The sequence below is a fragment of the Ruegeria sp. BC8 genome, assembly GCF_056535705.1.
Genome location: NZ_JBQFIV010000001.1, coordinates 2545907 through 2564423 on the forward strand (window position 1 = coordinate 2545907; position 18517 = coordinate 2564423).

Consider the following 18517-nt stretch of genomic DNA (forward strand, 5'->3'; position numbering starts at 1 on the left):
TGCTGCGGATGCGCGTCATTTCGGTGCTGACGCTGGTTGCCGTGATGGTAGCCGGTACAATCCCGATGGGCTGGATGCCCACGCGCAGCTCGGACGGGGCGATCCTGATGGTGATCTGCACCGGCGACGGCCCGGTCGAGCGCTGGATCAACCCGGGCGAGGACGCCCCGGACCACAATGAAACCGACGAACGCAGCGCCTGCCCCTATGGCGGGGTGAATCCGGCAACCCAATTGCCCGAAGTCGGAGCAGTGCTGCCCGCCGACTGGCCGATTGCCGCGCGTTGGGCGCATGTGGATTTCACCCATCGCAGCGCAGGCTTTTACGCCCGGTATGATGCCCGGGGTCCGCCCCACCACTCCTGAATCCGCGAACAAGACCTGAAACCTCGGCCGCCCGGCCGGGGACGTTCCGAATTTCTGGAGACTGAAATGGCACAAGACAGCCAAACCGGGGTCGCGCAGGCGGCCCGGCGCGAGCATGCGCAAAAATTCTATAGGGCCGCCTGGCGGTGGCACTTCTATGCGGGACTTTTTGTTGTCCCCTTCCTGATCATCCTGGCGGTGACCGGCCTGATGATGATGTTCATTACCCAAGCCGATGGCCGCGACGGAGAAAAGATCGCGGTCGAGATCACGGGCCAGGCGATGCCCGCATCCGAACTGGCCGATCTGGTGCAGGCCCGCGTTCCGGGCCGCGTGGTCGAATGGATCGGCCCCAAGGCGCCGGATCTGGCAACCGTGTTCCGCGTCAAGGCCGAAACCGGCCAGCGCATGGTGGCGATCGACCAGTATTCCGGCGAGGTGATCCAGGTCTGGGACCGTCGCGCGGGGTGGTACGATCTGGCGGACAACATCCACTCGACCCTGCTGATGGGCGATACCGGAGACCGAATTCTGGAAATCGCAGCCGGGATGGCGCTGCTGCTGGTGTTCACCGGCCTTTACATGTGGTGGCCACGCGGGAACGTTGTGGCGGCCCTGTTGCCTGACCTTCGGGCGCGGGGGCGGGTCCTGTGGAAGTCGCTGCACGCGGTCACTGGGTTCTGGATGTCGCTTCTGCTGGTCGGGTTCCTGATCTCGGGCATGTCCTGGACCGGGATCTGGGGCGGCAAGTTCGTGCAGGCCTGGAGCAGCTTTCCGGCCGAGAAATGGGACGACGTCCCACTGTCGGACGATCTGCATGCCAGCATGAACCACGGCAGCCAGAACGACGTGCCCTGGGCGCTGGAACAAACACCGATGCCGGCCTCGGGCTCGGAAGCGGGCTTGGCCGGGGTACCGGCGGGCGTTGCGGTCAATATCGATGCGATGGTTGCGCTGGGTGAGTCCCTGGGCATGCAGAACCGGTTCCGCGTCGCCTATCCCAACGGCGACACGGGCGTGTGGACCCTGAACCGCGACAGCATGAGCGGCGATTCGACCGACGCCACCGAGGACCGCACCGTCCATGTCGACCAGTACACCGGCAAGATCCTGGCCGAAGTGCGGTTCCAGGATTACTCGCTGCTGGGCAAGGCCATGGCGGTGGGCATTCCGCTGCATATGGGTCTGGCGGGACTGTGGAACTTTGTCCTGAACGTGGTGTTCTGCCTGTCGGTGATCTTTGTCTGCGTGTCCGGCGTGGTCATGTGGATCAAGCGGCGGCCCTCCGGCGCCAGCCGTCTGGCGGCGCCGCCGATGCCGGCCGAGATGCCCCTGTGGAAGGGCGCGGTGCTGGTCGGGCTGTTCACTGCAATGGCCTTTCCGCTGGTCGGGCTGACGCTGCTTGCGGTGCTGGCCGTCGACCTGCTGATTGTCAGCAACATCCCCGCGGTTCGGCGCGCCTTCAGCTGACCGGTTCGGGCGGTACCACTGTGGTGCCGCCCGTCTGCGTGGCGCGACAGCGTCCCCCTTTTGGCGCGCCACGCAACAAAACCTGCGGCCTGCCCCTTCCGGGCTTGGCAGGTCCGGCCAAAGGCCCTAACAGGGAAGGCCAGAGGGACGACAGCCATGAAGAAACAGGACATGAACCGGGATTGGATAGCCACCGCCGCCACGCTCAACAGCGCCCTGCCCTATCTGCAGCGCTATGACGGGGCGATCGTCGTGATCAAGCTGGGCGGGCACGCCATGGGCAGCGACGAAGCGATGGAGAGCTTTGCCCGCGACGTGGTGCTGATGCGTCAGGTCGGCGTGAACCCGGTGGTCGTGCATGGCGGCGGGCCGATGATCAACGCGATGCTGGACAAGCTGGACATCCAGTCCGAGTTCGTGAACGGCAAGCGCGTCACCGATGCCGCAACGGTCGAAGTGGTCGAGATGGTTTTGTCCGGCGTGGTGAACAAGCGCATCGTGCAGGCCATCAATGCTCAGGGCGGGACGGCCGTCGGCCTGTCGGGCAAGGATGCCAACCTGATGACCTGTGAGCAGACCGATGCGTCGCTGGGGTATGTCGGCACGCCCGCCGAAATGAACCCCAAGATCCTGCATGATCTGTTTTCGCATGACGTGATCCCGGTGATCGCTCCGCTGGGGGCCGGGCGCAATGGCGAGACGTTCAACGTGAATGGCGATACCGCCGCCGGCGCGATTGCCTCGGCGCTGAAGGCCGATCGCCTGCTGCTTTTGACGGACGTATCCGGCGTCAAGAACGCCGCTGGAGAGGTCGTCACCGAGTTGAAGGCTGGCCAGATCCGCGAAATGACCCGCGAGGGCACCATTGCAGGCGGTATGATCCCCAAAACCGAAACCGCGCTGGACGCGCTGCACAGCGGTGTGCGCGCCGTGGTCATTCTGGACGGCCGTGCCCCCAATGCCGTGCTGCTGGAACTGTTCACCGAACATGGTGCGGGATCTCTGATCCGCCCCGACTGACGCGGGCAAGCCCGCCCTTGCAGTTCAGACTCACATGCTTAAATTTGAATGCATGGAGCGTGAACTCATCATCCGCTTGGGCATCTTTCTGACGCTGTTTCTGGCCTTCGCGTTGGCCGAAAGGCTTGCCCCGCGCCGCCCGCTACGCGTGCCTCGATCGCGCCGCTGGCTGACCAACCTGTCGGTCACCCTTCTGAACACGCTGACACTGCGGGCGATGGCGATCGGGTTCCCTTTGCTGGCGGTCGGGGCCGCCTTGGATGCCGGCCGGTTGGGCGTCGGAGTTTTCAACGCTTTGGACTGGCCCGAATGGGTCGAGGTCACCCTTTGTGTCCTGGTGCTGGATTTCGCCATCTGGGCGCAACACCTGATCACCCACAAGGTGCCGATCCTGTGGCGTCTTCATCGTGTGCACCATGCCGACCGGGACATGGATGTCACCACGGCCGTTCGCTTTCATCCGATCGAGATCACCTTGTCGATGGGTCTGAAGATCGGTCTCGTCTACCTGCTGGGGCCCAGTGCGCTGGCGGTCATCCTGTTCGAAGTCCTGCTGAACGGCACGGCTTTGTTCAACCATTCGAACATCCGTCTGCCCGCCGTCGTCGATGCCCCTCTGCGCCGAATACTGGTCACACCGGACATGCACCGGGTTCACCATTCGGTGCTGCGCAGGGAACATGACAGCAATTATGGCTTTGCATTATCCATCTGGGATCGTTTGATGGGGACGTATGTGGCGCAGCCCGAGGCCGGCCACGACGACATGACCGTGGGGCTGGAATGGCAGGACGATCGACCGACGAAGCTGGGGTGGAGCCTCGCTCTGCCGTTTCGGCGCAAGTGACCTATGATCAAGTGGTGTCCACATCCGAGGCCGCGGACCTGATCGTTATGGGCGCACAACACCCGCGGGTGAGTGGCGCCAAACAGTTAGATGGTGGAACGCTTATTCTGCTCGGGGCAGGCAGCAGCTTTTGGCCGGTCCTCACCGCTTCGGCCGAGTGGTTGGACGGCAAGCCAGACCCGGTCGACCGTTGGTCGCTCCGAGTGGTCGGCACCCTTGCGGAAAACCTGGGCGCCCAAGCGTGGTATCCATTCGGCGGCCCCACCTATGCGCCATTCATAGATTGGGCGTTGAAATCGGGACGTACGTTTCAAAGCCCGGTGGGCGCGCTGGTGCACGACACGGTGGGAATGATGATTTCATTGCGTGGAGCCCTGCACTTTGATCACGAGTTCGACATTCCCGTCGCAGACGACCCGTCGCCATGTATCAATTGCCCTGCGCCCTGCGCATCGGCCTGCCCGGTCGGGGCCTTGAACGCCAAAACGTTCTATGACGTCGACGCCTGCCACGGCTACCTGAGAACTCCGCCCGGTCAGGCCTGCATGACACAGGGATGCGCGGCCCGGCTGGCCTGTCCGCTCAGCGCGGGGGCCGGACGTCGGGCCGAGCAATCCGCCCATCACATGAAAGCCTTTCACCCGGAATGACCTGCACGCTTATCCTGACCCGCCACGCAAAATCCAGTTGGGACCATCCCGGCCTGCCCGATCATGACCGACCGTTGAACAAGCGCGGCCGAGCTTCGGCATCTGCCATCGGCGATTGGCTGCGGCGCAAGGGGTACTTGCCAGACGAGGTCCTGAGTTCTTCATCCGAACGCACGCGCGAGACCTGGCTTCGGATGGGGCTGAGTGCGTCCAACATCCGGTTCCTCTCCGAACTCTATCATGCCTCGCCCGATCAGATCCGGCAGGCGCTGTACAGGGCAACGGGTCAAACGGTCCTGCTGCTGGGCCACAATCCGGGGATCGCGGAATTCGCGGAACGTATTGCTCAGTTTGCACCGAAGCACCCGCGGTTCCTCGACTATCCGACCTGTGCGACCACGGTTCTTCGTTTTGATCTGTCGGACTGGTCCGGAATAGGTTGGCACGGCGGCCAGGTGATCGAATTCGTCACGCCGCGCGCGTTGCTGGAATGAAAAAAGGGCGGGGTGATCCCGCCCTTTCCAACGTCGCTTTCAACCCGCCTCAGTGACCCAGAATCTGGCTGAGGAACAGCTTGGTGCGTTCGCTCTGCGGGTTGTTGAAGAACTCTTCCGGCTCGTTCTGTTCAACGATCTGACCGGCATCCATGAAGATCACCCGGTTCGCCACCTGGCGGGCAAAGCCCATCTCGTGCGTCACGCAGAGCATGGTCATGCCTTCCTCGGCCAGTTCGATCATCGTGTCGAGCACCTCTTTGATCATCTCGGGGTCCAACGCCGAGGTCGGCTCGTCGAACAACATGATCCGCGGCATCATGCACAGCGAGCGGGCAATCGCCACACGCTGTTGCTGACCACCGGACAGTTGTCCCGGATACTTCAACGCCTGATCGGGGATCTTCACCTTCTCAAGGAAATGCATCGCGCGCTCTTCGGCCTCTTTCTTGGGCGTTTTACGCACCCAGATCGGGGCCAGCGTGCAGTTCTCCAGAATGGTCAGATGCGGGAACAGGTTGAAGTGCTGGAACACCATGCCAACCTCGGACCGGATCTTGTCGATGTTCTTCAGATCGTTCGACAACTCGGTGCCGTCCACCACGATCTTGCCCTGCTGGTGTTCTTCCAGCGCGTTCAGGCAGCGGATCAGAGTGGATTTGCCCGACCCCGACGGCCCCGCGATCACGATCCGCTCGCCCTGATTGACGGTCAGATTGATGTCGCGCAGCACGTGGAAGGACCCGTACCACTTGTTCATGTTTGTGATTTCGATGGCGACCTCGTCGCTCACCTGCATTTTAGAGCGGTCAATTTCGCGGTCGATTGCAAGTTCAGACATGTGTTGAACTCCTTAGTGATGGTCCGTGGCAAGGCGACGCTCGAGCCACTGGGAATATTGAGAGATGCCGTAGCAGACGACGAAGAACAGAAGCGCGGCAAAGCCCAGAAGCTCCCAATAGACGCCGTTCCATTCGGTCGACGCCAGGATGGGACCCCGGATCATGCCCACCAGATCGAACATCGAGATGACCGAAACCAGCGTTGTATCTTTGAACAGACCAACGGCCACGTTCACGATACCAGGGATTGAGATCTTCAAGGCCTGCGGCAGGATGATCAGACGCATCGCCTGCGGGTAGTCCAGACCCAGACTGTCTGCTGCCTCATACTGACCGCGCGGAAGCGCCGCCAGACCGCCGCGGATCACCTCGGCGATGTAGGCGGCAGAGAACATGGTGATCATGATCACGACGCGCAGGAACAGGTCGACCGTGCTGTCAGGCGGGAAGAAATAAGCCAGCATCACCGAAGCCACGAACAGCAGCGTGATCAAAGGCACGCCACGGATGAATTCGATGAAGATGACGCAAACCCACTTGATCAGCGGCATATCGGACTGACGACCCAGAGCCAGTGCAATACCTAGGGGCAAGGACAGTGACACACAGGTCACGCCCAGCATCAGGTTCAGCATAAAACCACCCAGGTCACGGCTGGGCACCGCAGTCAGCAGCGCACCTTCGTTGGCGTCTTCGGGAATTAGTGCCCCGCCGACATTCCACACGACCAGCGCCACGACAATGGCCCCAAAGAACCCGGCTGCAAAGCTGTTGCGGCCAAATTTCTGGAACACCACGCCTGCCGCGACACAGCCCAGCAGAGCCACGATGGGCACCATGATGGTTCCACCCCAAATCAGCCAGAAAGCGATAAACGGGTAGAGCGCTGTAAACAGCAGCAACTTACGAGGCAGGTCGAAGAACAGAACAGGTGCCACAGCGACCAGCATCAGCACAAACGCCAAGTTCGGGCGCCAATACGCTTCTACTGGATATTTGAAACCGTAGATCAGTTGATGCCAGCGCTCGGTCAGAACTGCGAAACAGGCCCCGGTCTTGCCGTCCAGAATCTCGCGGCATTGCGCCAGCGAGTCCGCATTCCAAACGCCGTTCAGAATCCACGGCAAGGTGTTCTTGAGAAGCACATAGATCAGCAGAATCGACAGAAGGGTGAGGATCGTGTTTGTGACGCCCGAGAACAGGTTCTCGCGCAGCCATTTGACGATACCCGTCTGGTTTGCCGGCGGAGGCGACGGAGGAATGGTGCCGTCGGCCACAAATGCGATCGGATTTGTTGTTTGATCAGCCATGGCTCAGCGCTCCTTCAACTTGACGGATGCGTTGTAGATGTTCATCGCCATCGAAATCAGCAGCGAGGCTGTCAGATAGAACAGCATCAGCAGCAAGACGCACTCGATCGCGCGACCGGTTTGGTTCAGCGTGATGCCACCCAGCGTTGCGGTGATATCCGCATAGCCGACTGCAATCGCCAGAGACGAGTTCTTGGTGATGTTCAGATATTGCGAGATCAACGGCGGGATGATGACCCGCAGCGCCTGAGGCAGGATCACAAGATTCATGATCCGACCGGGACGCAGGCCCAGCGCGGCCGCAGCCTCGGTCTGACCTTTTGAAATCGCCTGAATACCCGCACGTACGTTTTCTGCGATGAAGGCGCCGGTATAGATCGACAAAGCGAACCACAATGCGATCAGCGGACCGCCGACCTTGATACCACCGCTGAAGTTGAAACCTTTCAGAGCGGGGACATCCCAGGTCAGGCCCATCAAAATCATCAGCAGTGCAAAAGGCACGAGCCAAACTGCAAGTTTCACAAGGCCAGTCTTTGGACGCTCGCCCGTCTGTTCCTGTTTGAGCGTGGCGCGTTTCTCAATTTCACGAGACGCAAACCAGGAAGCGACCAAAACCGCGATGACCAGCAGCCAATTCAGAAAGGTCGAACCGAACAGCCCATTCGCAAACTCGGGGCGCGGGACATAGACGCCGCGGTTGGTAAAGGCGAACAGGTCGAACAGCATGCTGGATGTTGGGTTATCGCCCCGGAACTCCCTCGGTCCCGGCAGAACGGCTGTCATGATCGTGAAGATGATGATGATCCAGATCAGAACCGGAATATTCCGGAAGATTTCCACGTAGACCGCCATCAGCTTGGATACGAGCCAGTTGTTTGACAGGCGTAAAACACCTGCGATCACGCCAAACACCGTCGCAGTGATACAAGCCAGGAATGCAACCAAAAGCGTGTTGAGAATGCCGACGACAGCCGCACGCCCATGCGAGGACTGGCTGTCATATTCGATCAAACGCTGGTTGATGTCATACCCGGACGGATCGCCCAGGAAAGAATAGGAAATGTTGAGCCCTGCGGCCCTAAGGTTCTGGATCAGGTTGTTACCAAGATACCAGATGCTGAGCGCAATAACGATTGCCGCGATCACCTGAAATGTAAGAGAGCGATAGCGTGTATCGTTTATGAGCATCGACAACCGAAAGTCAGCCTTCGGTGGGTCAGTCATAGTCGACATATTTTGGGATCCCCGTGCTTTTCGGACGCTTCCTTCCCGGCAGGGTTTTCCCCGCTCCCGAGCAGCCCGTAGCATTCTGTTCTGCGAAAAAGGGCGCAGGTTACCCTGCGCCCTTTTCCGTGGATTTTAGCGGAACGGCGGCGAGTACAGCAGACCACCATCGGTCCACTGTGCGTTCAGACCGCGTGCCAGACCGATCGGGGTTTCCTCACCGATGTTCTTGGCAAACACTTCGCCGTAGTTGCCACCCGCCTTGATTGCGCGCATGGCCCACTGTGCGTCCAGACCCAGCATCTCGCCCAGGGTGCCTTCGCTACCCAGCAGACGGTTGATTTCCGGGTTCTCGGTACCTGCAGCCATCTCGTCGATGTTCGCCGAGGTGATGCCCAGCTCTTCGGCCGAGATCAGAGCGTTCAGGGTCCAGCGAACGATGTCGCCCCACTCGTTGTCGCCGTGACGGACCAGCGGGCCCAGCGGCTCTTTCGAGATGATTTCGGGCAGCAGAACGTGATCACCGGGGTTTTCGAACGTGGCGCGGGTTGCGGCCAGGCCCGAAGCGTCGGTGGTGTAAACGTCACAGGCACCTGCCAGGTACTGCTGCTGCGCTTCGGCGTTGGTTTCGATCGGAACCGGCTCGTAGCTGATGTTGTTCGAGCGGAAGAAGTCCGCCAGGTTCAGCTCGGTGGTGGTGCCGGTCTGGATGCAGACAGTGGCGCCGTCCAGTTCCTTGGCCGAGCTGACGCCCAGTGCCTTGGGAACCATGAAGCCCTGACCGTCGTAGTAGTTCACACCCACGAATTCGAACTTCAGGTCGACGTCGCGGCTGAAGGTCCAGGTGGTGTTACGGGCCAGCATGTCAACTTCGCCCGAAGCCAGAGCGGTGAAGCGAGTCTTGCCGGTGGTGGGAACGAATTCAACAGCGTTCGCGTCACCCAGAACGGCGGCGGCTACTGCGCGGCATACAGCAACGTCAAAGCCCTGCCATTCGCCATTCGCGTCAGGTGCAGCAAAGCCAACCAGACCGGTGGTTACACCGCAGTTCAGCTTGCCGCGCGCTTTGACGTCGTCCATGGTTCCTGCCGCGGCCGCGCCGGCAGCAAGACCGGCAATCGTCGCCGCGCCCAAGATTACGGATTTTTTCATTTTTACCTCTTCCTGATTTCCCGCCCCATCCCGGGACGGATCTTGTCCGACACACAAAGGTAGCCGGATAGGTTACCCCAAAGGTGTCTCCCCTTTAGTGCGCCCGAGTTTGGGCGCATTCATAAACAAACGTCAAGGGTCGGATCAGTGAAAACGATATGTTCCCGGCAAGGCAACTGCCCAAGCCTCTCAAATCAGGACCAGAAAGGCTCAAACCGACAGATCGTAGAAGGTTTTCGCGTGCAAAAAGGCGATCTTCTTGAGTTCGGCGGCTTGGACCGCCTCGTCGTCATCCCCCCATTGCTCGGCCTGCCAAGATTCATCGAGCCGAGAAATGCGCCATATCTCGTCCGGTTTGCGCCAGTTTTGGGCAGCGGCAAAACCCAGAATCAACGAACCCGACAGGCTCACAAGGTCGTGAAACGCCGCCAGACGGAACGCGTCCAGGCCGTGAACCTGCCGACGCAGCCTGTCCAGTGCCTCGGGGGCTTGAGGCTGATGCCGTACGCCTTCAACTGGGATCAGTCTGGCGCCCAGCGTTTCCGCGGCCCAGTCCAGCGCGGGATCCCATTCGTGGCGCTGACGTTCGATCAGGGCTTCGGGGTGGGTTGCGCGATAGCACAGCAGGTCCGAATCGCCATAGTCCGACAACATGTCGGCCACTTCCGCGTGCTGATGCTGCACCTTGTCGATTGCCGCGTTGGCCGAACGGGTGAAGGGCATCGTCGCCGGATCGATTTCCTTTTCCTGCGCGTCCCATTCGCGGGCCACCGCCTCGGCCATGGCCCGGGTGGGCAGGACCAGAGCAGCCTTGGCCGGTGTCCGCACGCGGCGGCCGTCCAATTCGATGGTATAGCCGCCATCGGTCGCGACCACGGCACTGGCTGTCCAAAAGCGTTTCGGTTTCCACTCACTCATGTCGTTATCCCCAGACTGCGGTCAGGACGCCGGGCAGCTGCTCGAACCGGTCGATCACCGCGGACGCCGCACTCAGCTGCGACCGATCATGATAGCCCCAGCCCACGCCGATCCCCGCAACCCCGGCGGCCCGCGCCATTTCCATGTCAAAGCTGGTGTCGCCGATCATCACCGCATCACCGGCCGAAACCCCTGTTTCAAAAAGCGCCGTTTCGATCATCGAGGGATGCGGCTTGGATGGATGATGGTCCGCCACCTGACGGGTGACGAAGACAGAATCCAACCCGTGCGCCTCGAGCAAGGCATCCAACCCCCGCTGCGATTTACCCGTCGCCACGCCCAGAAGGATCTCGGGCACGGCCTGCAACGATCCGATAACCTCGCGCGCGCCGGGATAGAGCGGTGAACTTGCCGCCCCCATCTCAAGCCGATGAGCGTGATACGCCTCTTTGTAGCCCTCGACCAACCGGCGTTGAGTTGCCTGCGACTGATCCGGCGCGAGGCGCGCGATTGCAATCGGCAAGGACAGCCCCACGATCGACAGGATCGCCGCGCGATCCGGCACCGGAAGGGACAGAGCCTGAAAACTGGCGGTCATGGCTGACACGATGCTGGCCTGGCTGTCCACCAGCGTGCCGTCGACATCGAACAGAACCAGGCGCAGAGGCGCGGTCATTGCAACTCCTCGAACGGGTCCTCGGCGGCCAGATCTTCGGTCCAGCCCAAAGTATCCCAGCTGTCCTTCATGTGCGGCGGCAGCGGAGCGTTGATCGTGACCTGCTTGCCGGTCATCGGATGCTTGAACGACGCGGTTCGGGCGTGCAGATGCAGCTTCTTGCTGATGACCCCGCCCAATTGTGCGCCCCAGCCATCGCCCAGATTTTCCTGACCCGAGCCGCCATATTTCCCATCGCCGATAATCGGGTGCCCGATGGCCGCCATGTGCGCGCGCAGCTGGTGCGTGCGGCCGGTGACGGGCTCCATCGCGACCCAAGATGCACGCCCCGCCACCCGATACAGCGTGGCATAAAGTGTATGGGCCCGTTTGGCACCCGGTGTGCTGTCGATCTCGTTCAGGTGAACGGCGATCATCTTTTCGCCCTCGCCCTGCTTGCCATGGCCGGGGGCCTTGACCAGCCCGGTCTTGATCTCGCCCAGGTACGGCGTCGGCACACCGGCCACCAGAGCCCAGTAGATCTTGCGCGTATTGCGGTGCCGGAAGGCGGCGGTCAGCCCCTTGGCCGCTTCGCGCGTACGCGCCATCAGCAGCACGCCCGAGGTGTCCTTGTCGAGCCGGTGCACCAGCCGCGGGTTCTCATCGTAGCCAAAGCGCAGCGCTTCAGCGAGGCCGTCCACATGCCGGGCCTGTCCGCTGCCGCCCTGAACGGGCAGGCCATGGGGTTTGTTCAGGGCCAGTACGTTGTCGTCGCGATAGATCACGCAGGACTGGATCATTTTCGCATCGGCATCGGTCACGCGCGGACGGGCCGGGGCCGGTTTGTGACCCGGGTCCGGCAGGGGCGGCACGCGCACCACCTGCCCCGCCTGCAACCGTGTCGAGCCCTTGACCCGGCCGCCGTCCACGCGCAGTTCACCCTTGCGGCACATCTTTTCGATCCGGCCCTGGCTGACATGCGGGAACAGGCGCCGGATCCAGCGGTCCAACCGCTGGTCGCCGTCGCCCGGCTCGACCGTGATCATCTGTACGCCGCTCATGCCAATACCCCTTGCGACCGGATGCTGCGCGCCCGGAAAATCGCCCGTGTCAGTGCCTCAGAAAACATCCGCGTCTGTCGCGCGCCGCAAGGCAAGAGTCAAGCAGGCTGACGGGTTCGGGGGCCAAGGCCGCTCAGATATCAGTGAAATCCCCGTGCCGCCCGGCCCCATCGCGGAACCGAGCCGCGCCGGATGTGCCCTCGCGGCGGATGGCGTCCAGCCCGTTGGCCCATTCGACCTTCAACGCCTCGTGCATCGGCATCCCCCGGGTTTCGATGATCGAGCGGCGGTCGGCGCGGACGGCCTCCTGCGGGAACCGGGCAATCTCTTGCGCCATCGCTTCAGCCGCCATTCGGGTTTCACCCTGCGGCACGATTTTCTCGGCAAGTCCGATCCGTTCGCACTCGTCAGCCTTGACCTTGCGCCCTGTCAGCGCGATCTCGAGCGCCTTGCCCTGCCCGACCAGCCGCGGCAGCCGCACCGAACCGCCATCCATCAGCGTGATCCCCCAGCGGCGGCAATAGACGCCCATATAGGCGTCCTCGGCCATCACCCGGATGTCGCACCACAGGGCCAGTTCCATGCCGCCGGCCACTGCGGCACCCTCGATCGCGCCGATGACCGGCTTTGACAATTCCAGCCGCGATGGACCCATCGGCCCCAGCAGCGACGGCGCCGCCCCGATCGGAAAGGCATGCTTGTCGAAATACGGCTCGCGCAGGTCCGGGTCAGACAGCGTGGCCGCCATCTTGAGATCCCAGCCCGCGCAGAAATTGCCGCCCTTGCCCCAGAACACGGCGGCTTTGGCCGTGCTGTCCTCGAAGGCGATGAAGGCCTCGGCCAAGGCTGCGGCGTGTTCGGCATCCACGGCGTTTCTGGCCTGGGGCCGGTCGTGGATGATGGTCCACACGTCATCTGTCTTGTCGATGGAAACGGTCATCTGCGCTCCTCCCTGGCGGCATGTAACCCTAGGGAAACCCGGCCGCGCCCTGGGTGTCGCGCAAAACGCGACGGCACGGCCTGATCTGACCTTGCGTCACGGCCCCTTGCGTTGACTGCGCAGTTTCGAAAAGTAGTCCAGACGCTTTTTCAACTCGCGCTCGAACCCGCGTTCGACCGGCTGGTATAGGACCGGGCGCTTCATGGTCTCGGGAAAGTAGTTCTGCCCCGAGAACCCGTCCTCGGCATCGTGGTCATAGGCATAGCCCGCGCCGTAGCCCTGATCCTTCATCAACCCGGTCGGCGCATTCAGGATGTGTTTGGGCGGCGGCTCGCTGCCCGACTGCTTGGCCAGACGCATCGCCGCCTTGTAGCCCACATAGGCCCCGTTGGATTTGGGCGCCAGCGCCAGATACACGACCGCCTGCGCCAGCGCCAACTCACCCTCGGGCGACCCGAGCCGCTCGTACACCTCCCAGGCATGCAGGCAGATCGACTGGGCTTGCGGATCGGCCAGACCGATATCCTCGACCGCCATCCGGGTGATGCGGCGGGCCAGGTATCGCGGATCCTCGCCCCCGGTCAGCATCCGGGCGAACCAGTACAGCGCCGCATCCGGGTCGGACCCGCGCACCGATTTGTGCAGCGCCGAGATCAAATTGTAGTGCTCGTCCCCCGACTTGTCGTATTTCGCGGCGCGGCGCATCAGGCGCTTGGCCAACGCGTCGGGGTCCAGCGGCGCGTCCACCGACCAGGCCGCGATCTGTTCGATCAGGTTCAACAGCGCCCGGCCGTCTCCATCAGCCATCTCCTGCAGCGCGTCCCGCGCCGCGGGTGTCAGGGGCAACGCCTTGCCCAGCTCTTTTTCGGCACGCTGCGTCAGACGTTCCAGATCGGCCAGATCCAGCCGTTCCAGCACCAGCACCTGCGCGCGGCTGAGCACGGCGGCGTTCAACTCGAACGAAGGGTTTTCGGTGGTCGCGCCCACCAGAAGGATCGTCCCGTCCTCCATATGCGGCAGGAACCCGTCCTGCTGGGCCTTGTTGAAACGATGGATCTCGTCCACGAACAACAGCGTCCCCCGGCCGTTCCGCCGCCGCAACTTGGCAGCCTCGAACACCTTCTTGAGGTCGGGAACGCCGGTGAAGATCGCGCTGATCTGTTCGAAATGAAGGTCGGTTTCCTTGGCCAGCAGCCGCGCGATCGTGGTTTTGCCTACCCCAGGCGGCCCCCAGAAGATCAGGCTGGACAGGCTGCCCGATGCCAGCATCACCCCCAGCGGCGCCTCGGGGCCCAGAACCTGTCGCTGCCCGATCACCTCGGACAGCGCCTGGGGCCGCAGCCGGTCGGCCAGCGGGCGGTTCGGGGCCGGTTCCGAGGCCTGGTCTTCGGTATCGAACAGGTCACTCATGCGGTCACAGCCTGAACCGCAACGACACGGGTTTGCCACCGCGCACCAGGTCGATCTGCACACGCCGCCCCGGATCGCGCAGCGCCCGAACGACGTCACGGGGGCGTTCAGCCTGTCGCCCGTTCACGGCATTGATGACATCGCCGGGCCGCAACCCGGCCCGCGCGCCATAGGGGCCGGGGTCGACCACGACCACACCGGTCTGCGACAGCAGCAGACTCATCTTGGCAATCATTGCCGGGTTGATGCGCGCAACCGTCATTCCCGGAAGAACCGTGCGATCGTCCAGAGTGGTTTCCTCGGCCGGAGGTGTCTCGGGCGCGGGGACCAGATCGACGGCGACCTCAGCGCGCTCGCTGCCGCGGAGCCGGGTCAGAACGGATGTCCCACCAACACCCGCCACAGACATGCGGAACTTCATCTCAGCCGGAGAATTCACCTCTTCGCCGTCCACATGCGTGACGATATCTCCAACCCGCAACCCGGCCTCGGCCAACGGGCTGAGCGGATGGAGGTCCGAGATCACAACGCCCTGCGGCAGCGAAAGCCCAAGGGATTCGGCGATGTCTGCGCTCATGGTCTGTCCGGCCATACCCGCCCAAGGGCTGACGAAACCTTCGTTTCCTTCCTGGGCCTGCCGCAGAAACTCTGCGACCAGATTGGCCGGAATGGCGAAGCCAATACCATTGGACCCACCCGACCGCGTCAGGATCGAGGTGTTGATGCCGATCAGGTCACCATTCACGTCGATCAGGGCACCGCCGGAATTGCCCGGGTTGATGGGCGCGTCTGTCTGGATGAAATAGCCCCGTGCATTGCCGGTGGCGGTGCCAGACCGCGCCAGCCCCGAGATGATGCCAGACGACACGGTCTGCCCGACGCCGAACGGGTTGCCGATGGCCAGAGCCAGTTCCCCCACCTCGACATGGTCAGAATCCCGCAGACGCAGAAACGGCAGTCCTTGGGCATCCTGCAGGCGCAGGATGGCGATGTCGCTTTCCTCGTCGCCCAGAACGACCTCGGCCTGGAACTCGCGACGATCCGTGGTCACGACCCGGATCTCGGTCGCGGTCCCGACAACGTGATAGTTCGAGACGACATAGCCGTCCTCGGTCAGGATGACGCCCGACCCCAGCGAGTTTTGAACCCGCGGCCGCGGTGCACCGAACCCACCGCCGAAAAAGTCGCGAAAGAACGGATCCGTGAAAATCGGGCTGCTGCGCCCAGGCCGGACGATCTTGGCATAGATGTTCACCACCGCCGGGGCAGCCTTTTTGACCACCGGGGCAAAACCCATGGAAATCTCGACCTGTGACTGAGGAACCCGTGTCTCGGCACCGGCATGGGTGGCCAGTGTCATCAGGCATACGGCCAGGATCGTGCGTATCATGACAGCTCCGTTCATCATCCGCCGAAGATATGCGGAGGTCGGCACGCGAATGCAATAGAGCACGCGAAACCTTGCCGCTGCCATGTCCGCCGCAAGCGTGGCGATCCATAAGAAAAAGCCCCTGACCGGGATATCCGGACAGGGGCCATGAAACGGCAATGCAGCCGGTTCTTATTCTTCGTCAACGTCCACTTCTTCAGCGGCGACGCGGGCCTTGTCGGCTGCGCCTTTGGCGTCGATGTCACGATCAACGAATTCGATGATCGCCATCGGAGCCATGTCGCCATAGCGGAAGCCAGCTTTCAGGATACGGACATAGCCGCCCTGACGGTCCTTGTAGCGCGGGCCCAGAACCTCGAACAGCTTGGCGACGTCCTTGTCTTCCTTCAGCTGAGCTGCGGCCTGACGGCGGGCGTGCAGGTCGCCGCGCTTGCCCAGGGTGATCAGTTTTTCAACGATCGGGCGCAGTTCTTTTGCCTTGGGCAGAGTCGTCTTGATCTGTTCGTGCTCGATCAGCGAGCCGGCCATGTTCGAGAACAGGGCCTTGCGGTGCTCATGAGTACGGTTCAGGCGGCGGTAACCACGTGCGTGACGCATTTTTCAATTCCTTCTTTCGCGTTTTGCTTTGTCTGGCCGGCGATGCGTGTCACCGGCTCTCCTTGGGGCGGAAATGCCCATACGGTCCCCGGCAGCCCGGGCATTGGCGAAGACGCGTTTAGAACGCGTCTTCGAATTTCTTGGCCAGATCTTCGATGTTGTCGGGCGGCCAATCCTCGACATCCATGCCGAGGTGCAGACCCATGCCGGACAGCACTTCCTTGATCTCGTTCAGCGACTTGCGGCCGAAGTTCGGCGTGCGCAGCATCTCGGCTTCGGTCTTCTGGATCAGGTCGCCGATGTAGACGATATTGTCGTTCTTCAGGCAGTTTGCCGAACGGACCGACAGTTCCAGCTCGTCCACTTTCTTCAGCAGCAGCGGGTTGAACTCCAGACCATCATCCTCGTCCTGGCGACCAGCCGATTCCGGCTCGTCGAAGTTGACGAAGATCGACAGCTGATCCTGCAGGATGCGGGCGGCGAACGCCAGCGCGTCCTCGGGCGTGATCGAGCCGTCGGTTTCGATCTTCATGGTCAGCTTGTCATAGTCCAGAACCTGGCCTTCACGGGTCGGCTGAACGTCATAGGCGACTTTCTTGACCGGCGAGTAGATCGCGTCGATCGGGATCAGGCCGATGGGTGCATCTTCGGGCTTGTTCTTCTCGGCCGAGACATAGCCTTTGCCGGTGTTGACGGTCAGCTCCATGAACAGCTCGGCGCCATCGTCCAGGTGGCAGATGACGTGATCACGGTTCAGAACCTCGATGCCGGCGCTTTCGCTGATATCACCGGCGGTGACAACTGCGGGGCCTTTGGCATTGATCGACAGGCGCTTGGGCCCTTCGACTTCCATGCGCAGCGCGACCTGCTTGAGGTTCAGGATGATGTCGGTGACGTCTTCACGAACGCCTGCGACCGAGCTGAACTCGTGCAGGACGTTGTCGATCTGGACGCTGGTGATGGCCGCGCCTTGCAGCGAGCTCATCAGAACACGGCGCAGCGCGTTGCCCAGGGTCAGACCAAAGCCACGCTCAAGCGGCTCCGCAACCAGGGTTGCCTGCCGCGCGGGATCGTTGCCCGGCTTGCCTTCCAGTTGGGTCGGCTTGATCAATTCTGCCCAATTCTTGTGGATCATGTAGTCCCTCCATTCCTGTCTGCGCCCCATGACCAATCAGGTGCAGACGCCCGAGGTTTCAAAACGGCGAACCGGGGCCGTGTAAAAACACGGCCCCAGCCTGGTAATTCGATCGGTTAGACGCGGCGGCGCTTCGGCGGACGGCAGCCATTGTGGGCGATCGGGGTCACATCGCGGATCGACGTGATGTTGAAGCCCACGGCAGCCAGCGCACGCAGAGCCGATTCACGACCCGAACCGGGGCCCTGAACTTCGACTTCCAGCGTCTTGACGCCATGTTCCTGCGCCTTCTTGCCTGCGTCTTCTGCAGCCATCTGAGCGGCGTAGGGGGTCGATTTCCGCGATCCCTTGAAGCCCATGGTACCGGCCGACGACCACGAAATGGCGTTGCCCTGCACGTCCGAGATCAGGATCTTGGTGTTGTTGAAGGTCGAATTCACATGGGCGACGCCCGATGCGATGTTCTTACGCTCTTTGCGCTTAACGCGAGTCTTGTCACGTGCCATCAGTCAGACCCTCCCTTATTTCTTCTTACCAGCGATGGCCTTTGCGGGGCCTTTGCGGGTACGAGCGTTGGTGTGGGTACGCTGACCGCGAACCGGCAGGTTGCGGCGGTGACGCAGACCGCGATAGCAGCCCAGGTCCATCAGACGCTTGATGTTCATCTGAACTTCGCGACGCAGGTCACCTTCGACGGTGAAGTTGGCGTCGATGTATTCGCGGATGGCCAGAACTTCGGCATCCGACAGTTCATTGACGCGACGGGTCGTGTCGATGCCAACGGCTTCGCAGATCGCTTTGGCCGAGGTGTTGCCGATACCGGTGATATATGTGAGGGCGATTGGTACCCGCTTTGCAGTCGGGATGTTTACGCCGGCAATACGTGCCACGTGTCACTTTCCTTTCGTTGCGGTTCCGTAGTTCCAGAACCTTTTTTCACAACGCCTAACCGTGGCAGTGTGGCCAGAGGGTTCAGCATTATTCGAGGTGGTCTATACATGCGGAACGAATCCCGCGTGCGCGATTGATTCCCC

General features: G+C 61.9%; 20 protein-coding genes. 6 read left to right on the top strand and 14 right to left on the bottom strand.

Going from position 1 to position 18517, the window contains the following annotated elements; all coding sequences use genetic code 11:
- Positions 1-8 precede the first annotated feature (8 nt).
- The 6 genes from ACR3EK_RS12800 (at position 9) to ACR3EK_RS12825 (ending at position 4846) form a co-directional block, all read left to right on the top strand.
- Positions 9-365 carry a DUF2946 family protein gene (locus ACR3EK_RS12800; protein WP_480633572.1) on the top strand — a complete coding sequence of 119 codons (357 nt, stop codon included), beginning with the start codon at positions 9-11 and terminating at the stop codon, positions 363-365.
- A gap of 66 nt (positions 366-431) precedes the next feature.
- Entirely contained in the window at positions 432-1835 is a 1404-nt protein-coding gene (locus ACR3EK_RS12805; protein ID WP_480633573.1) for a PepSY-associated TM helix domain-containing protein, read from the top strand.
- Between the two features lie 156 nt (positions 1836-1991).
- Entirely contained in the window at positions 1992-2855 is an 864-nt protein-coding gene (gene argB / locus ACR3EK_RS12810) for an acetylglutamate kinase (RefSeq protein ID WP_170421980.1), read from the top strand.
- 52 nt (positions 2856-2907) lie between these two features.
- Entirely contained in the window at positions 2908-3702 is a 795-nt protein-coding gene (locus ACR3EK_RS12815; protein ID WP_480633574.1) for a sterol desaturase family protein, read from the top strand.
- Positions 3699-4352, top strand: a complete 654-nt coding sequence (locus tag ACR3EK_RS12820; RefSeq protein WP_480633575.1) for a ferredoxin — start codon at positions 3699-3701, stop codon at positions 4350-4352. Before ACR3EK_RS12815 ends, ACR3EK_RS12820 begins: the two co-directional genes overlap by 4 nt.
- The gene (locus ACR3EK_RS12825; RefSeq protein ID WP_170361664.1) at positions 4349-4846 is read left to right on the top strand and encodes a SixA phosphatase family protein; all 498 of its coding nucleotides are present in this window, start codon (positions 4349-4351) and stop codon (positions 4844-4846) included. Before ACR3EK_RS12820 ends, ACR3EK_RS12825 begins: the two co-directional genes overlap by 4 nt.
- Before the next feature lie 49 nt (positions 4847-4895).
- On the opposite strand, the gene ACR3EK_RS12830 is transcribed toward ACR3EK_RS12825, so the two are convergent.
- The 14 genes from ACR3EK_RS12830 to rpsM all read right to left on the bottom strand — a co-directional run bounded on the left by ACR3EK_RS12830 (position 4896) and on the right by rpsM (position 18373).
- A complete protein-coding gene (locus ACR3EK_RS12830; RefSeq protein WP_170361666.1) occupies positions 4896-5687 on the bottom strand; it encodes an amino acid ABC transporter ATP-binding protein in 792 nt (263 codons plus the stop codon).
- A 12-nt stretch (positions 5688-5699) separates the two neighbouring features.
- The gene (locus ACR3EK_RS12835; protein ID WP_170342939.1) at positions 5700-6998 is read right to left on the bottom strand and encodes an amino acid ABC transporter permease; all 1299 of its coding nucleotides are present in this window, start codon (positions 6996-6998) and stop codon (positions 5700-5702) included.
- Positions 6999-7001: 3 nt separating this feature from the next.
- Positions 7002-8234 carry an amino acid ABC transporter permease gene (locus ACR3EK_RS12840; RefSeq protein WP_170361668.1) on the bottom strand — a complete coding sequence of 411 codons (1233 nt, stop codon included), beginning with the start codon at positions 8232-8234 and terminating at the stop codon, positions 7002-7004.
- Positions 8235-8360: 126 nt separating this feature from the next.
- Entirely contained in the window at positions 8361-9377 is a 1017-nt protein-coding gene (locus ACR3EK_RS12845; RefSeq protein ID WP_170343472.1) for an amino acid ABC transporter substrate-binding protein, read from the bottom strand.
- A gap of 210 nt (positions 9378-9587) precedes the next feature.
- Entirely contained in the window at positions 9588-10295 is a 708-nt protein-coding gene (locus ACR3EK_RS12850; RefSeq protein ID WP_480633576.1) for an ATP12 family chaperone protein, read from the bottom strand.
- Positions 10296-10299: 4 nt separating this feature from the next.
- Entirely contained in the window at positions 10300-10971 is a 672-nt protein-coding gene (locus ACR3EK_RS12855; protein WP_480633577.1) for an HAD-IA family hydrolase, read from the bottom strand.
- Positions 10968-12011 carry an RluA family pseudouridine synthase gene (locus ACR3EK_RS12860; RefSeq protein WP_480633578.1) on the bottom strand — a complete coding sequence of 348 codons (1044 nt, stop codon included), beginning with the start codon at positions 12009-12011 and terminating at the stop codon, positions 10968-10970. Before ACR3EK_RS12860 ends, ACR3EK_RS12855 begins: the two co-directional genes overlap by 4 nt.
- A gap of 133 nt (positions 12012-12144) precedes the next feature.
- Positions 12145-12951, bottom strand: a complete 807-nt coding sequence (locus tag ACR3EK_RS12865) for a crotonase/enoyl-CoA hydratase family protein (RefSeq protein ID WP_170449007.1) — start codon at positions 12949-12951, stop codon at positions 12145-12147.
- Between the two features lie 96 nt (positions 12952-13047).
- Positions 13048-14361: a replication-associated recombination protein A gene (locus ACR3EK_RS12870; protein ID WP_480633579.1), complete on the bottom strand. Its 1314-nt coding sequence runs from the start codon at positions 14359-14361 to the stop codon at positions 13048-13050.
- 4 nt (positions 14362-14365) lie between these two features.
- On the bottom strand, positions 14366-15751 hold the full coding sequence (locus ACR3EK_RS12875) for a trypsin-like peptidase domain-containing protein (RefSeq protein ID WP_480633580.1): 1386 nt from the start codon (positions 15749-15751) through the stop codon (positions 14366-14368).
- Positions 15752-15922: 171 nt separating this feature from the next.
- A complete protein-coding gene (gene rplQ / locus ACR3EK_RS12880) occupies positions 15923-16348 on the bottom strand; it encodes a 50S ribosomal protein L17 (protein ID WP_093965383.1) in 426 nt (141 codons plus the stop codon).
- 118 nt (positions 16349-16466) lie between these two features.
- Positions 16467-17483, bottom strand: coding sequence for a DNA-directed RNA polymerase subunit alpha (locus ACR3EK_RS12885; RefSeq protein ID WP_170342951.1), 1017 nt, complete (start codon positions 17481-17483; stop codon positions 16467-16469).
- Between the two features lie 116 nt (positions 17484-17599).
- Positions 17600-17989, bottom strand: a complete 390-nt coding sequence (gene rpsK, locus ACR3EK_RS12890) for a 30S ribosomal protein S11 (protein ID WP_008757289.1) — start codon at positions 17987-17989, stop codon at positions 17600-17602.
- Positions 17990-18004: 15 nt separating this feature from the next.
- Entirely contained in the window at positions 18005-18373 is a 369-nt protein-coding gene (gene rpsM, locus ACR3EK_RS12895) for a 30S ribosomal protein S13 (protein WP_093965378.1), read from the bottom strand.
- Positions 18374-18517 lie beyond the last annotated feature (144 nt).

Coding starts and splice junctions, on each gene's coding strand:
- ACR3EK_RS12800 (WP_480633572.1), top strand. CDS start 9: ATGCGCGTCATTTCGGTGCTGACGCTGGTTGCCGTGATGGTAGCCGGT.
- ACR3EK_RS12805 (WP_480633573.1), top strand. CDS start 432: ATGGCACAAGACAGCCAAACCGGGGTCGCGCAGGCGGCCCGGCGCGAG.
- argB (WP_170421980.1), top strand. CDS start 1,992: ATGAAGAAACAGGACATGAACCGGGATTGGATAGCCACCGCCGCCACG.
- ACR3EK_RS12815 (WP_480633574.1), top strand. CDS start 2,908: ATGGAGCGTGAACTCATCATCCGCTTGGGCATCTTTCTGACGCTGTTT.
- ACR3EK_RS12825 (WP_170361664.1), top strand. CDS start 4,349: ATGACCTGCACGCTTATCCTGACCCGCCACGCAAAATCCAGTTGGGAC.
- ACR3EK_RS12830 (WP_170361666.1), bottom strand. CDS start 5,687: ATGTCTGAACTTGCAATCGACCGCGAAATTGACCGCTCTAAAATGCAG.
- ACR3EK_RS12835 (WP_170342939.1), bottom strand. CDS start 6,998: ATGGCTGATCAAACAACAAATCCGATCGCATTTGTGGCCGACGGCACC.
- ACR3EK_RS12840 (WP_170361668.1), bottom strand. CDS start 8,234: ATGTCGACTATGACTGACCCACCGAAGGCTGACTTTCGGTTGTCGATG.
- ACR3EK_RS12845 (WP_170343472.1), bottom strand. CDS start 9,377: ATGAAAAAATCCGTAATCTTGGGCGCGGCGACGATTGCCGGTCTTGCT.
- ACR3EK_RS12850 (WP_480633576.1), bottom strand. CDS start 10,295: ATGAGTGAGTGGAAACCGAAACGCTTTTGGACAGCCAGTGCCGTGGTC.
- ACR3EK_RS12855 (WP_480633577.1), bottom strand. CDS start 10,971: ATGACCGCGCCTCTGCGCCTGGTTCTGTTCGATGTCGACGGCACGCTG.
- ACR3EK_RS12860 (WP_480633578.1), bottom strand. CDS start 12,011: ATGAGCGGCGTACAGATGATCACGGTCGAGCCGGGCGACGGCGACCAG.
- ACR3EK_RS12865 (WP_170449007.1), bottom strand. CDS start 12,951: ATGACCGTTTCCATCGACAAGACAGATGACGTGTGGACCATCATCCAC.
- ACR3EK_RS12870 (WP_480633579.1), bottom strand. CDS start 14,361: ATGAGTGACCTGTTCGATACCGAAGACCAGGCCTCGGAACCGGCCCCG.
- ACR3EK_RS12875 (WP_480633580.1), bottom strand. CDS start 15,751: ATGATACGCACGATCCTGGCCGTATGCCTGATGACACTGGCCACCCAT.
- rplQ (WP_093965383.1), bottom strand. CDS start 16,348: ATGCGTCACGCACGTGGTTACCGCCGCCTGAACCGTACTCATGAGCAC.
- ACR3EK_RS12885 (WP_170342951.1), bottom strand. CDS start 17,483: ATGATCCACAAGAATTGGGCAGAATTGATCAAGCCGACCCAACTGGAA.
- rpsK (WP_008757289.1), bottom strand. CDS start 17,989: ATGGCACGTGACAAGACTCGCGTTAAGCGCAAAGAGCGTAAGAACATC.